The organism is Pseudomonas rossensis (assembly GCF_039888995.1).
Lineage (GTDB): Bacteria > Pseudomonadota > Gammaproteobacteria > Pseudomonadales > Pseudomonadaceae > Aquipseudomonas > Aquipseudomonas rossensis.
In genome coordinates, this window is sequence record NZ_JBBWCB010000141.1 from 1 (window position 1) to 13359 (window position 13359).

14 protein-coding genes are annotated in these 13359 nt (G+C 58.8%); 6 read left to right on the forward strand and 8 right to left on the reverse strand.

Going from position 1 to position 13359, the window contains the following annotated elements:
* On the reverse strand, positions 1-183 hold a 183-nt coding region (locus WLY71_RS25565; RefSeq protein WP_347805771.1), incomplete at its 3' end, for an NAD(P)-binding domain-containing protein.
* Positions 184-430: 247 nt separating this feature from the next.
* Here WLY71_RS25565 and WLY71_RS25570 point away from each other — a divergent pair.
* From WLY71_RS25570 to WLY71_RS25585, 4 genes are all read left to right on the forward strand, one after another.
* Positions 431-613 carry a DUF6026 family protein gene (locus WLY71_RS25570; protein WP_056739988.1) on the forward strand — a complete coding sequence of 61 codons (183 nt, stop codon included), beginning with the start codon at positions 431-433 and terminating at the stop codon, positions 611-613.
* A gap of 199 nt (positions 614-812) precedes the next feature.
* Positions 813-2543: a phosphoethanolamine transferase CptA gene (locus WLY71_RS25575; protein WP_347805761.1), complete on the forward strand. Its 1731-nt coding sequence runs from the start codon at positions 813-815 to the stop codon at positions 2541-2543.
* A gap of 171 nt (positions 2544-2714) precedes the next feature.
* A complete protein-coding gene (locus WLY71_RS25580) occupies positions 2715-4952 on the forward strand; it encodes a TonB-dependent siderophore receptor (RefSeq protein ID WP_347805762.1) in 2238 nt (745 codons plus the stop codon).
* Positions 4953-5048: 96 nt separating this feature from the next.
* Positions 5049-5255: a hypothetical protein gene (locus WLY71_RS25585; RefSeq protein WP_347805763.1), complete on the forward strand. Its 207-nt coding sequence runs from the start codon at positions 5049-5051 to the stop codon at positions 5253-5255.
* A 48-nt stretch (positions 5256-5303) separates the two neighbouring features.
* Here WLY71_RS25585 and WLY71_RS25590 read toward each other — a convergent pair whose 3' ends face one another.
* The 5 genes from WLY71_RS25590 to WLY71_RS25610 form a co-directional block, all read right to left on the reverse strand.
* Positions 5304-5795, reverse strand: coding sequence for a GNAT family N-acetyltransferase (locus WLY71_RS25590; protein ID WP_347805764.1), 492 nt, complete (start codon positions 5793-5795; stop codon positions 5304-5306).
* A 113-nt stretch (positions 5796-5908) separates the two neighbouring features.
* The gene (locus WLY71_RS25595; RefSeq protein ID WP_347805765.1) at positions 5909-6490 is read right to left on the reverse strand and encodes a DinB family protein; all 582 of its coding nucleotides are present in this window, start codon (positions 6488-6490) and stop codon (positions 5909-5911) included.
* A 16-nt stretch (positions 6491-6506) separates the two neighbouring features.
* Positions 6507-7625: a cell division protein ZapE gene (zapE, locus tag WLY71_RS25600; protein ID WP_347805772.1), complete on the reverse strand. Its 1119-nt coding sequence runs from the start codon at positions 7623-7625 to the stop codon at positions 6507-6509.
* A gap of 164 nt (positions 7626-7789) precedes the next feature.
* Positions 7790-8131, reverse strand: a complete 342-nt coding sequence (locus WLY71_RS25605) for a nuclear transport factor 2 family protein (protein WP_007897370.1) — start codon at positions 8129-8131, stop codon at positions 7790-7792.
* A gap of 52 nt (positions 8132-8183) precedes the next feature.
* A complete protein-coding gene (locus WLY71_RS25610) occupies positions 8184-8900 on the reverse strand; it encodes a helix-turn-helix transcriptional regulator (protein WP_347805766.1) in 717 nt (238 codons plus the stop codon).
* A 203-nt stretch (positions 8901-9103) separates the two neighbouring features.
* On the opposite strand from WLY71_RS25610, the gene WLY71_RS25615 reads away from it, so the two are divergent.
* The gene (locus WLY71_RS25615; RefSeq protein ID WP_347805767.1) at positions 9104-10156 is read left to right on the forward strand and encodes an aldo/keto reductase; all 1053 of its coding nucleotides are present in this window, start codon (positions 9104-9106) and stop codon (positions 10154-10156) included.
* Between the two features lie 131 nt (positions 10157-10287).
* Here the strand turns inward: WLY71_RS25615 and speB are convergent, their stop codons facing one another.
* Positions 10288-11247, reverse strand: a complete 960-nt coding sequence (gene speB / locus WLY71_RS25620; RefSeq protein ID WP_347805768.1) for an agmatinase — start codon at positions 11245-11247, stop codon at positions 10288-10290.
* 13 nt (positions 11248-11260) lie between these two features.
* Entirely contained in the window at positions 11261-12352 is a 1092-nt protein-coding gene (locus WLY71_RS25625; protein WP_347805769.1) for an extracellular solute-binding protein, read from the reverse strand.
* Positions 12353-12454: 102 nt separating this feature from the next.
* On the opposite strand from WLY71_RS25625, the gene WLY71_RS25630 reads away from it, so the two are divergent.
* On the forward strand, positions 12455-13348 hold the full coding sequence (locus WLY71_RS25630; protein WP_347805770.1) for a LysR family transcriptional regulator: 894 nt from the start codon (positions 12455-12457) through the stop codon (positions 13346-13348).
* The last annotated feature ends 11 nt before the right edge of the window (positions 13349-13359 follow it).

Consider the following 13359-nt stretch of genomic DNA (forward strand, 5'->3'; position numbering starts at 1 on the left):
CAGCGCCGGCAGGTCGATGACGGCAGAGGCGCCTTCTGCGGCCAGGGTGTCGACAAAGGCGGTATTGCGGTCGTAAACAACGGTGGTATGACCGTTGAGCATCAGGCGCCGCGCAATATTTCCGCCCATGCGGCCCAGTCCAATAATCCCGAGTTGCATGTTCTGATGCTCCCTACTACAAATAATGTGTGTCAAAGGTTATAGCCCAACGCGACTATTGAGGGTTAGTCCAGAGCGTTGGCACATAGTTTCCGGGCATTGTGCCCGATCCAGATTGATAACGTCGGTAATCGCGCCGAAGACACAACGACCATAAAAAATAAAAAAGTTCCCTTCTGGGGCAAAAGAAATCAAAATCAGCGCCGATAGTAAGTCAGCACCCGATTTCGGGGCAGGTTTACAGTTGAGACAGCCATTTGCGAGGTGAGCAATGGGCACAGTACACGCAGCACTGCCAGCACAAACCCTTTACGTCACGATCCGTCGCGATGAATTGCGCCAGTTGAAAGACGAGCGCGACCAGTTGAAGCAGGAGCTCGCGCAATTGCGCTTGTTGACACAAAGCAATCAGGCCCAGCCTTTGCCCGTCACTCACCGTGTGCCTCACGCCTGATCCCCTCGCTTGATTCGGAAGCAGCCCACTGCTGTTTCCGACCCGCCATCCCCCTTTTGACAAACCCGGCAACTCACGAAGTTTTCACATCCGTTTCTTGATACTGCGGCGCCTTATGGCCGTTCGGTATCCGCGCGGCGCCCGTTCGTCGGTGACATTGATGTCCCGGCGGGGAAGTGATTATTGGCTGGAGCGCTGAATGCTTTTGTTTAAACGCAGCAATACGTCTGCGAAAGGTTTCGACTGGACAGGATTTCTCTGGCTGTTCCTGTTCTTCTGGTATTTTTCCGGCATTACCCAACTGCTGATCCAACTAACAGGCACCTCCGGTTTTACCGGGTTCCGCCAGGCCTTTGTGATGAGCGCCATCTGGCTTGCGCCGATGCTGCTGTTCCCCAAACGAACACGTGTCATGGCTGCGCTGATCGGTGTGGTGCTGTGGGCCTGCTCAATGGCCAGCCTGGGTTACTTCTTCATCTATCAGCAGGAGTTTTCCCAAAGCGTCATCTTCATTATGTTCGAGTCGAACATCTCTGAAGCCGGCGAGTACATGACACAGTACTTTGCCTGGTGGATGGTGGCGGCGTTCCTCGCTCACACCGCTTTCGCTTACTTCCTCTGGACTCGCTTGCGCCCGGTGTACATGCCTCGCGGTCGGGCACTGGTGGCTGCAACGGCGATTGTGGTCGCTGTCGTCGGTTATCCGCTGATCAAGCAGACCGCGCGTACCGGCAGTCTTGCCGGCGGTTTCGAGAAGTTCGAAACGCGCATCGAGCCCGCGGTGCCTTGGCAGATGGCCGTGGCCTATCACCGCTACCTCGACACCCTGGCCGGTATGCAAGACATGCTCAATAGCGCCAGCAAGATCCCTCCCCTGCACAATCTCATAGATTCGGCGGCCAATCAGCCGGCGACCCTGGTGCTGGTGATCGGTGAGTCCACCAACCGTCAGCGCATGAGCCTCTACGGCTACCCTCGGGAAACCACCCCGGAGCTGGACAAGCTCAAGGATCAACTGGCGGTCTTCGATAACGTCATCACCCCGCGGCCTTACACCATCGAGGCGTTGCAGCAGGTTCTGACCTTCGCCGACGAAGAAAACCCGGACCTGTATCTGTCGACCCCGTCGCTGGTCAGCATGATGAAACAGGCAGGCTACAAGACCTTCTGGATCACCAACCAGCAGACCATGACCAAGCGCAACACCATGCTGACGACCTTCTCCGAGCAGGCCGACGAACAGGTGTACCTGAACAACAATCGCAATCAGAATGCCGCCCAGTACGATGGCGACGTGATCGAGCCGTTCAACAAGGCCTTGGCCGACGCTGCGCCGCGCAAGCTGATCGTCGTGCATTTGCTTGGCACGCACATGAGCTATCAATACCGTTATCCGTCGAACTTCGATAAGTTCAAGGACCGCAAAGGCGTTCCGGACGGTGTGCGTGACGATCAGGTGCCGACGTACAACAGCTATGACAACGCGGTGCTGTACAACGACTTCGTGGTTTCGAGCCTGATCAAGGACTACGCCAAATCTGACCCGAACGGGTTCCTGCTGTACCTCTCCGACCACGGTGAAGACGTTTTCGATTCTCCTGGCCACAGCACCCTTGGGCGCAACGAAAGCACACCGACGGCGCCGATGTACACCATTCCGTTCATGGCCTGGGCCTCGCCGAAATGGCGCGAAAACCATGACTGGAGCTTTGCCGGTGATCTGGGTCGGCCTTACAGCAGCTCGCACCTGATCCATACCTGGGCTGATCTGGCGGGTCTGAGCTTCGATGAACTGGATCGCAGCAAGAGCCTGGTCAGCGACAGTTTCAAGCCACGACCATTGATGATCGGCAATCCTTATGAGCGCGAGCAAAAGGCATTGATCGACTTCAGTCTGATGAAACCCAAGGCGGTGGCAGTCGTTCAGTAGTAATCCTTTCAGGGGCCGGTTCCGGCCCCTTTTTCACTGCGCCAATGGCGCGATTGCGTTGTCCGAAACATCTACAAATAACAATAATTCTCGTTAATCGATAAATCCCTCCTTCCCTCTTCGTCTTTGAACAAACGGAATTTTTCCCTCGAAGACAAGGAGTCGGCTGCGATGTTCGCGCCTATCACCCGTTCCATGACCTTTACCCTGGGCCTGTGCGGTGCCGCCCTGTGCCCCGATCTGCTGGCCGAAACCAGCCCTGATCAAGAACCCGGCCGCACCCTCGAACTGGGCGCCACCCATGTGACCGCCCAAGGTTTGGGCAGCACCACCGAAAACACCGAGTCGTACACCACCGGCGCCATGAGTACCGCCACGCGCTTGAACCTGTCGATCAAGGAAACGCCGCAATCGGTGTCCGTGGTCACGCGCCAGCAAATGGACGATTTCAAACTCGGTACGCTGTCCGAAGCCATGAGCCAGACCACCGGCGTGGTGGTTCAGCACAACGATTCGGACCGGGTCAGCTATTCGTCCCGGGGTTACTCGATCACCAATTTCCAGATCGATGGCATGCTGAACACCTTCAGCTACATGAAGTCCGATTCCGACACCATCATCTACGACCGCATCGAAGTGGTTCGCGGTGCCACCGGCCTGACCACTGGCGCGGGCGACCCTTCGGCCACCATCAACATGGTGCGTAAACGGCCGACGTCGCAGTGGCAAGTCCAGACCGGGGTCAGCGGTGGTAGTTATGACGACTACTACAGTTATCTGGATGTCGGCGGCCCGCTGGCTTTCGATGGCCGCTTGCGCGGACGCAGCGTGCTGGCCTATCGCGACAGCGATTCGTTCCGCGACAAGTACCAGCAACAACGTGAAGTCGGCTACGGGATTCTCGAAGCCGACCTGACCGATGACACCGTGTTGGCCGTGGGTTACGACTATCAGAACAAACACGTCCAGGGCACGTCCTGGGGCACGGTGCCGTACTGGAACGCCGACGGTGGCAAGGCCAACCTCGGACGCTCCACCAACATGGCCACGTCCTGGAGTTCCTGGCCGCTCAAGGACAAAACCGCGTTCGCCACACTGGAACACCAATTGGGTGCCGGCTGGCACGTCAAGGCCGCCTACACCCATCGCGAGAGCGACACCGACGGCAAGATCTACTACGGCGGCGGGGGTTTCCCTGAGGCAGATCGCAGTGGCATGAGCGCCAACGTCAGCCACATGCTCAGTACGCAAAAAATGGAGGCGTATGACTTCAACGTGGCCAGCCCCTACTCGCTGTTCGGGCGGGAACACGAAATGATGATCGGCTATGGCGAGGCCGAGCGCCGGGAAGATTCCCCCTACATGGTGGACGGCCCCAGGGCGGCGGATTACGAAAACATCCGCGACTGGAAATACATGGGCGACATCGCCAAGTTTCCCGACACGGTCACCAGCCTTTCAGGTTCAAAAGACAGTGCCCGCCAGAAGGCCGGTTACCTGGCCACTCGCCTGAGTCTGACGGATGACCTGCACGCCGTACTCGGCAGTCGTTATGGCAGCTGGAAGGTGTCGAGCAAGACCAACAAGTACGACGACAACCTGCAGCTGAACGACGTTGATGCCAGCAGCCAGGAACACAACGACATGTGGACGCCCTACGCCGGGCTCCTCTACGACCTCACCCCCGAATACACGGCGTATGTCAGCTACACCGACATCTTCAACCCGCAAGACAATCGCGACAGCAATCGCAAATACCTCGAACCGGTGGTGGGCAGCAACTATGAACTGGGGCTCAAGGGCAGCCTGCTTGAAGAACGCCTCAACCTCGCCACCGCGCTGTTCTGGAGTAAACAGGACAACGTTGCCGAACTCGACGACTCGGTGCCACCGGACCCGGTCACCGGCAAGGAGTTCTACAAGTCAGGCGGCAAAGGCAACAAGGTTCAGGGTTTCGAAGCCGAGCTCTCAGGTGAGGTCATGGCCGGCTGGAACATGACGGCCGGCTACACCTACACCCACTCGGCGAATGGCGAAAAGAAACGCGCCAATACCAACCAGCCGCTGAATATGTTCCGGCTCTCCACGGCCTATCGTCTGCCCGGCGACTGGCAGGCACTGACCGTGGGTGGCGCGGTGAACTGGCAAAGCGATGTGTTCCGCGCCGCCAGCCGCCCGGTGGGACGTAGCGCCGACGGTTTGGTGATCACCGAAAGGACCAAGATCCGGCAGGAGGCCTACACCGTGGTCAAACTGATGTCGCGTTATGAGTTCGACAAGCACCTGTCCGCCTCGCTGAACGTCGATAACCTGTTCGACAAGAAGTATTACGACAACGTCGGGTTCTATAACGGTGTGTTCTGGGGGGACCCGCGCACGGTGACCCTGAGCCTGGACTGGAAGCTCTAGGCGCAGGCAATTCCCATTTAACGGAATCGGCGGATAATGTCCCTTCGACATTGCTTCATGGACGAAAGGACCCGACAACTCGTAGTGGGGCACACCATGAAACGTACAACCATGATCCTCGCCGGCCTGATGATGTTCAGTTCAACCGCTGCATTTGCCGAAGGTGGCGCTGAACGCATGCGGTATTACTTTGAGAGCCTGCGGCTGAGCCAGGAGGCGAATCAAAGTAACGCCAGCAACACCACTGAAATCAGGGTTCCGAATGATCAAACTGCGCAAGTGACAGAGCACTACAAACCGTAACGACAAAGGGCGTCCTGATGGACGCCCTTTTTCTTTGCTCGTAATACCTTAAAGCGCCTTGGTCCAGAACAGCATTCGACCGTGCGCCGGGTCGAACATGCCTGCGGCAAAACCGAACTTGCCATAGGAAGCCTGGGCGACTGCATTACCTTCCAGCACCTCCAGTGTGATTTTGCAGCAACCGCGCTGGCGAGCGATGTCCTCGACCTTTTGCAGCATTTTCTGGCTCAACCCCAAGCCGCGAAACTTCTTCACCACCACCACATCGTGCACGTTGACCAGCGGTCGACAGGCGAAGGTCGAGAAACCTTCAAAGCAATTGACCAACCCGGCCGGCTCGCCACCGACAAACGCCAGAACGCTGAACGCGTGGGGACGTTTGGCCAGTTCCGCCGGCAGTTGCTTCAACAAGTCGGCGGGCAACGAGTGGCCGCCACCCATCGGGTCTTCGGCGTACGCATTTAGCAACAACCCAATAGCCTCGGCATGCACCGGATTGGTGTAACTGGCCTGAAGCACAAGAATTTCTTCGGATTCCATTTCCACCCTCGTTCACACATTAAGTTGCCCCAGTGCATCTCGCATTGAAGGGCCGACCGACAATATCGCGGGCACAGCCGTGTCGACAACCCGATCCTGCTGTAATTTTTCGCTCAAGCGCCCCAGATCAGCGCCTCGGTCCACCCCAGCTCGGCAAAATCCTCAGCCCTCAAGCCTGACTCACCGGCACAGAAAAACTCGTCCAGTTGCGGTGGTTTGACCGAGGTGCCGCTGAGCATGGCGTGAACCTGCCCGCGATGATGAATCTGGTGCTCGAACAGATGGGAGAGCATGCGTACGCGGCTCTCATATTGCGGCGTGTCCCGGGCGACGGTCACGATCTTGCCGAGGTCGGCGTCGCGCATTTGCTCGCAGTAGGCGATCAATCGCCGGTCTACCAGCGTTTGCTCGCGCTTGAGGTCTACTGCGTGCGTAAACGGCTCGTCCTGGCTGAAAAACACATAGCATTCGGGATGCGGGTCATCGCCACGCAACTCCCGCTCCAGCGCATCCACGTAAAACCAGTCGCAGGTCAGGATGTGATTGAGGGTGGCGCGCAGACTGGGAAAGAAGCTGACCCGCGGTGCCGCCAGATCGGCCGGGCTCAACTGGCTCCAGGCCTTGGCGAGTCGATGATTGGCCCAGGCGTTCTGATAGGCCATGGTCAGCAAATGGTGCGACAAAGGCTGATTCATGTTCGCGGCTCCTTGTTCAAGCTTCGGCGAAACGTTGCAGCTGCATTTCCTGTAAACGGCTGAGGGTGCGGCGGAACGGAAACTCCAGATAACCTTCGGTGTACAACGATTCCATGGGCACCTGCGCCTCGAGGCACAGCGGCACCTTGCGGTCGTAGCACTCGTCCACCAGGGCGATGAAACGCCGTACACCGTCGTCATGCACCGACAATTGTGGCAACTCGCGATCACCCGCAACCACCCGCTCGACGCCGTCTTCAGTGCCTCGGGCGATGCGCCCCTCGCGTTTTTGCGCGCTGAGGTCGGGCACGTCACTCAACAGAATAGCGCTGAAGGTGTCGCACAGGGCGATGAAATCCATGGCGGCAAACGGCTGTTCACAGAGATCGGCGTAACGAGTCCAGAGTACGGTTGGACTGGCCTGCACGACATTGAGTGAGCGGTAGCCGACCTTGATCGGGTGACTGGACACCGACTGTCCGACGGTCAATGCGTTGAACACTTCACCCAGAGCGCTGGGTTGCCCCGGTGCCACCACCCAGTAACGTTGCAAACCTTTGCCCGGGTGCAGGCGATGATCTTCACCTCCATCCACCGCAATCACCTGCATATGTTTCTTGATGGCCTCGATGGCGGGCACGAACCGGTCGCGGTTGAAGCCATCGGCGTACAGCTGGTCCGGTGGCTGATTGGAGGTGCAGACCACCACCACGCCCTGCTCGAACATCACCTGAAACAAACGCCCGAGAATGATGGCGTCGCCGATGTCGTTGACGAACAATTCGTCAAAGCACAGGACCCGCACTTCCTCGCTCAGTTCGCGAGCCAGCGCCTTCAACGGGTCGGCTGTGCCGGTCAGCTGAAACGAACGCTGATGCACCCAACCCATAAAGTGGTGAAAGTGTTGGCGACGGGCCGGGACCTTCAGGCTTTGGTAAAACTGGTCCATCAACCAGGTCTTGCCGCGCCCGACCGGGCCCCAGAGGTACACGCCAGTGATCGGCGTGCGCCCTTCATGCAGCGCCTCGTAGCATTTCTGCAGCGCCCACACGGCATGTTCCTGGGCTTCGTCCTGGACGAAGCCTTTCTGTTCGATGGCGTGTTGCCAGGCGCTTAAGGGGGAGTCGACATTCATGCGCGGCAGTATACGTCCATGTAGCAGCTGGCGAAGCCTGCGTTCGGCCGCGGAGCGGTCGTAAATCGGAAAACGCGGTAAATCAGCAAGATCCTGGATTTCGATGGCGACCGCTTCGCGGCCGAACGCAGGCTTCGCCATCTGCTACAGAGGCTCCCATGTGGTTAGAGGGAGATGTCTAGCCTGGCAATCTTGCCCTGTTCATTCAGGCGAAACATGTAGCGCAATTCTAGCGGGCTGCCCGGAAACGTTCCGGAGATCAGGTTATGTACCAGCACTTTGCCGGTGCGCAGTTGCACGTCGAGCACTTCAACCCGTGGCTGGTAACGCTGGGCGGTGTCTTGCATCCATTGCGCGATGGCCTGAGTACCGACCTGGTGCTGGCCTTCATCGAACACATTGGCATCCTCAGCGAAAAAACTGGCGACCCGCGAGGTGTCGCGGGCATTGGCGGCAGCAATGTAGGCGGCGATGGCGGGTGCCAGTGAAGAGGCGGGATTGGACATGGTTACGGCTCCTTGTTTGTTGAGTCTGGAGCCATGCTAAAACAAGCCTGTGTCAGTTCTTGTCAGGAGTGAAGCGCCCTGCTTCGTCCAGTTGCATCTGCTTGCGCCAGGTGCGCAGCAGGTCGCTGCGCCGCCCCGGATAACGCTCGCCCTGCTCGTTCGCTGCCGAGATCCGGTCAGTGCGAAAGGTGCGATAGGCGCTGCGCAATTCACACCAGGCGACGATGATTCGCACCTCGTTCAGAAACCCCAGGGCCAGCGGCCAGATCAGCCGCTGACTCGGCACCTGGTTGGCGTCCGCGTAATCGATGTGCAGCTTGGCCTGATCGCGGATGGCCTGGCGAAATACATTCAGTGGCACGGCGTTGGGCGCAAAGCCATAGCCGGGCGGTCCCGGCAACATCGTCGGATTGCGTAACGCGTCCAGCGCTTCAGGCGCCAATACCGCCGCAATCTTGGCCAGCGCATCCGCCGCAGCCTTGCTCAACACCTCATCCCCACGCTGATCCACATAGCGCAACCCCAGCACGATGGCTTCGGTTTCATCGGCGTTGAGCATCAACGGCGGCAGAAACAAACCGCTGCGCAGCACGTAACCGATCCCCGCTTCGCCGTAGATTGGCGCGCCAAGGGCGGTGAGTTCGGCGATGTCGCGGTACAGCGTGCGTTCAGAAATCTCCAATTCGCCGGCAAGCGTCGCCGCGGTCACCGGACGACTTTTGCCGCGCAGCACTTGCAACAAGGTCAGTAAACGAGTGGTACGCGACACGATTGGCAGGCTCTGTCCGTAAAAGTTGTCGGAGCTTAGCAGACGACCCTGTCAGAAAGTGGCAGTAGCAATGAGGCCAGTGGTCGGCCTTTCTCTTGCGAACGGAAAAGCGTCTTGATGGCGAATATTACTCACATCATATTAAATACATGTCGACAGACATTTATATTCGACCCCACGTCTTTTCCTTCAGGAGTCATCCCATGCATTACAAAGTCTTCGGCCGCAAAACCGGCTTGCGGGTCTCGGAACTGGCGCTGGGCGCCGGCAATTTCGGCACCGGTTGGGGCCATGGCGCCGAGCGCGACGAAGCCAAACGCATTTTTGATGGCTACCTGGAGGTCGGCGGCAATTTCATCGACACCGCCAACGGCTATCAGGCCGGCCAGTCGGAAGCCATGCTCGGCGAGTTCATCGCAGCGGAACGGGATCGCCTGGTCATCGCCACCAAATACACCCTGGGGACCACGCCGGCTGCGGGCATTTCCCACACCGGCAACAACCGCAAGAACATGGTTCGCGCCGTGGAAGAAAGCCTGAAACGACTTAACACCGACCACATCGACCTGTTCTGGGCCCACATGAGCGATGGCGTGACGCCAATGGAAGAAATCCTGCGTGGTTTCGACGATCTGGTGCGCGCGGGCAAGATTCATTACGCCGGGCTGTCGAACTTCCCGGCGTGGCGCATCGCTCGGGCCGATTTGCTGGCCGAGATTCGTGGTTTCTCACCGATTGCTGCGATTCAGGTGGAATACAGCCTCGCCGAACGCACGGCCGAACGTGAACAACTGCCGATGGCCGAAGCCTTGGGCCTGGCCGCTACATTATGGTCACCGTTGGGTGGCGGGTTCCTCACCGGCAAGTACCGCACCAACGATGGCGACAACCGCGCCGCCAAACTCGGCATGCTGATCCACGCCGAGAAAAGTGCCCGTGAAACCGCCCTGCTCGACACTTTGCTGGCCGTCGCCGCAGAACTGGGCGCCAGCCCGACGCACGTGGCCATTGCCTGGCTGCGGGAAAAAGCCAAGCGTTCGACCACGGCGCTGATTCCGATACTCGGCTCGCGCACCCGTGAACAACTGGATGCGACCTTGGGTGCGTTGAATGTGCAATTGAGTGCTGAACAGTTGTCGCGGCTTGATGGTGTCAGTGCTATGGCAATGGGCGTGCCCCATGAATCCATTGCCGGGTCGATGGCGCGATTTACCGGCGCTGAAACCCTGGATCTGCCGATCATCCCAGTGGCCTGACACAGATCAATTGTGGGAGCGAGCTTGCTCGCGATGAGGCCGGCACATGCAACAGATGTGTTGAATGTAAGGCCGCTATCGTCGGAACGCCGCCCGGAGCAAGCTCGCTCCCACATTTTTTGGTTTGTGTGTTACCGGTCGACCTTATGCTTCGCTGCATAGAGGCACAGCATTTCCATCGCCAACGTCGCCGCGGCCAGTGAGGTAATGTCCGCACTGTCGTAGGCCGGCGCCACTTCCACGACGTCCATCCCCACCAGATTAATCCCGCGCAAACCGCCCAGAATCTCCAGCGCCTGCACCGTACTCAAGCCGCCGCACACCGGCGTTCCGGTGCCTGGAGCAAAAGCCGGATCAAGGCAATCAATGTCGAACGTCAGGTACACCGGGTTATCACCGACCCGCGCCCGAATGGCCTCGACGATCGCATCAACACCACGTCGATGCACTTGCCGCGCATCCAGCACTTGAAAGCCCTGGTGATCGTCATTGGTGGTGCGCAAACCGATCTGCACCGAACGCGACGGATCCACCAACCCTTCCTTGGCCGCGTGCCAGAACATCGTGCCGTGATCGACGCGCTTGCCGTCTTCGTCCGGCCAGGTGTCGCTGTGGGCGTCGAAGTGGATCAACGACAGCGGACCATGTTTACGCGCATGGGCCTTGAGCAGTGGATACGTGATGAAGTGATCCCCGCCGAACGTCAGCATCGCGCTACCGGCGTTGAGTATGTGTTCGGCATGGGCTTCGATGCTTTCCGGCACCGACTGCGGTGTGCCGTAATCGAAGTCGCAATCGCCGTAGTCGATGACCGCCAGATGGTCGAAGGGGTCGAAGGCCCACGGCCAGTGGCGTTCCCAGGCAATCCCGGTGGACGCGGCACGTACGCCGCGTGGTCCGAAACGCGCACCAGGACGGTTGCTGGTGGCAGTGTCGAACGGGACACCGCTGACCGCTACGTCGACGCCGCGCAAGTCGCGACTGTAGCGTCGACGCATGAAACTGGTGATACCGGCGTAGGTACTTTCGGCGGCGGTGCCATAGAGGCTGTCGCGGGTCATGGCCTGATCGTTTTGCATCGGGACGTCCATCTCAGGTTCCTTATTATTGGCGGCTACGGAAAGTGGTCCACAAGCGAGTGCGTTGGCGCATGTCCTTGAGGCTCATGCTGCGGTCGGCGTACAGCAGATCGCGTACGCTGGCAGGCGGGTAGATGTCTGGATCGTTGCGCACAGCCTCATCGACCAGCGGCGTTGCGGCCTGGTTGGCAGTGGCATAGAACAAGGTGTTGGTCAGCGCTGCGACGGATTCCGGGCGCAGCATGAACTCAATGAACTGGCGGGCGGCTTCGGGATGTGGTGCGTCCTTGGGGATCGCCAGGTTGTCCTGCCACACGATCGTGCCTTCCTTCGGAATCCGGTAGGCGATTTCGTACGGTTTGTTGGCCTTGCGCGCCTGATCGGCGGCCATGCTGGCATCACCGTTGTAAGCCAGCACCAGACAGACGCTGCCGTTGGCCAGATCGTTGATCTGCCGTCCGCTGGCGACGTACAGCACCGAAGGCTGTAATTGATGTAACAACGTTTGCGCGGCGTCGAGATCGTTCTTGTCAGTGCTGTAGGGATCTTTACCCAGATAGTGCAACGCCAGACCGATCACTTCCTGAGGCGAATCAATGATCGCGATGCCACAGTCTTTCAGTTTGCTGGCGTACTCCGGTTTGAACAGCAGGTCCAGGCTGTTGAGCGGCACGTTCGGCAAACGTTTCTGCACCGCTTCGACGTTCATCCCGAGCCCCAATGTGCCCCAAGTGTAGGGCACACCATATTGGTTGCCTGGGTCGACCGCCGCGAGTTTTTCCAGCAGGTCCGGATCAAGGTTGGCGTAGCCTTTGAGGCCATCGTGGGGAATCGCCTTCAGCGCACCCGCCGCCAATCCACGGGCCAGTGCGCTGGACGACGGCACCACCACGTCATAACCGCTGCCACCGGTGAGCAGTTTGGTTTCGAGCACTTCCGGCGCGTCGAACGTGTCGTAACGCACATGGATGCCGGTTTCCTGCTCGAACCGCTGCAAGGTTTCCGGCGCCACGTAATCAGCCCAACTGTAGAGATTGACGACTTTTTCCTCGGCTTGGGCCGATACGGCCATGGCGAGAAACAGCGCGGGTAAACACAGCGTGAATATAGGAGCCATGACGGAACACCTGACCAGAGGAAGTGGATGCAGAATGCGTCGTCGGATACATTGGAAAAATATCAAGTTAGTTATCCTGACTTTACCCAGGAGTAATGTTTAATGCTCGGCCAGCTACACGATCTCGATCTGCAACTGCTGCGCCTGTTCGTCAACGTGGTGGAGTGCGGTGGCTTCAGCGCGGCCCAAGGTGAGCTGGGCTTGAGCCAGTCGAGCATCAGCCAGCAAATGGCCAAACTGGAAACCCGACTCGGCTATCGCCTGTGCAGTCGCGGCAAGGGTGGTTTCAAGATCACGCCCAAGGGTGAACAACTGCTCAACGCGACTCGTAGCCTGTTCGAGTCCATCGAAGCCTTCCGCCATCAATCAAATGGTGTGGCCGGGCGTTTGATCGGCGAGGTTCATCTGGGGCTGTCCGAAGCACTCGATCAATCCGTGCTGCAACAGGTGGCCGATGCGATCCGGCGCTTTCGTGAACGGGACGAATCGGTACGTATCGAGTTGATCAGCGCCATGCCCGGCGAAATGGAACGGTTGCTGCTGCAACAACGACTGGACCTGGCGATCGGCTATTTCTCACAAGTGCAAAGCGCTTTTGACTACCGCGAACTGTTTACCGAAACCCAGCACTTGTATTGCGCCGCCGGCCATCCGTTGTTCACCAGTGATGCGCCTGACGATCAAGCGCTACAGGCTTGCGATCGGGTCGATCACCCTTACCGCTTCCTGCGCAGCGACGAGCCCTTCCAGGGGAAGATGTGTTCGGCGCGCTCGGAGCAAGTCGAAGGCACCCTCGCCTTCATTCTTTCCGGCAAGCACGTCGGTTATCTACCCAATCACTTTGCCCGTAGCTGGGAAGACAAAGGATTGCTGCGGGCCGTGCGCCGTGCCGATATGAGTTTCGACGTGGCGTTCCACCTGGCCCGCCATCGCGCCCAGGTACCGGGGGATGCGCAAAAGGCCTTTGAAGAGGATTTGGTGGCGGCGTTTGCCTGAAGGTCAAAAGA

Excerpts from the sequence above, each read along its gene's own strand:
- speB (WP_347805768.1), bottom strand. The coding sequence starts at position 11,247 with ATGGACGTCCCGATGCAAAACGATCAGGCCATGACCCGCGACAGCCTC.
- WLY71_RS25585 (WP_347805763.1), top strand. The coding sequence starts at position 5,049 with ATGAAACGTACAACCATGATCCTCGCCGGCCTGATGATGTTCAGTTCA.
- WLY71_RS25615 (WP_347805767.1), top strand. The coding sequence starts at position 9,104 with ATGCATTACAAAGTCTTCGGCCGCAAAACCGGCTTGCGGGTCTCGGAA.
- WLY71_RS25605 (WP_007897370.1), bottom strand. The coding sequence starts at position 8,131 with ATGTCCAATCCCGCCTCTTCACTGGCACCCGCCATCGCCGCCTACATT.
- WLY71_RS25590 (WP_347805764.1), bottom strand. The coding sequence starts at position 5,795 with ATGGAATCCGAAGAAATTCTTGTGCTTCAGGCCAGTTACACCAATCCG.
- WLY71_RS25570 (WP_056739988.1), top strand. The coding sequence starts at position 431 with ATGGGCACAGTACACGCAGCACTGCCAGCACAAACCCTTTACGTCACG.
- WLY71_RS25630 (WP_347805770.1), top strand. The coding sequence starts at position 12,455 with ATGCTCGGCCAGCTACACGATCTCGATCTGCAACTGCTGCGCCTGTTC.
- zapE (WP_347805772.1), bottom strand. The coding sequence starts at position 7,625 with ATGAATGTCGACTCCCCCTTAAGCGCCTGGCAACACGCCATCGAACAG.
- WLY71_RS25580 (WP_347805762.1), top strand. The coding sequence starts at position 2,715 with ATGTTCGCGCCTATCACCCGTTCCATGACCTTTACCCTGGGCCTGTGC.
- WLY71_RS25575 (WP_347805761.1), top strand. The coding sequence starts at position 813 with ATGCTTTTGTTTAAACGCAGCAATACGTCTGCGAAAGGTTTCGACTGG.
- WLY71_RS25595 (WP_347805765.1), bottom strand. The coding sequence starts at position 6,490 with ATGAATCAGCCTTTGTCGCACCATTTGCTGACCATGGCCTATCAGAAC.
- WLY71_RS25625 (WP_347805769.1), bottom strand. The coding sequence starts at position 12,352 with ATGGCTCCTATATTCACGCTGTGTTTACCCGCGCTGTTTCTCGCCATG.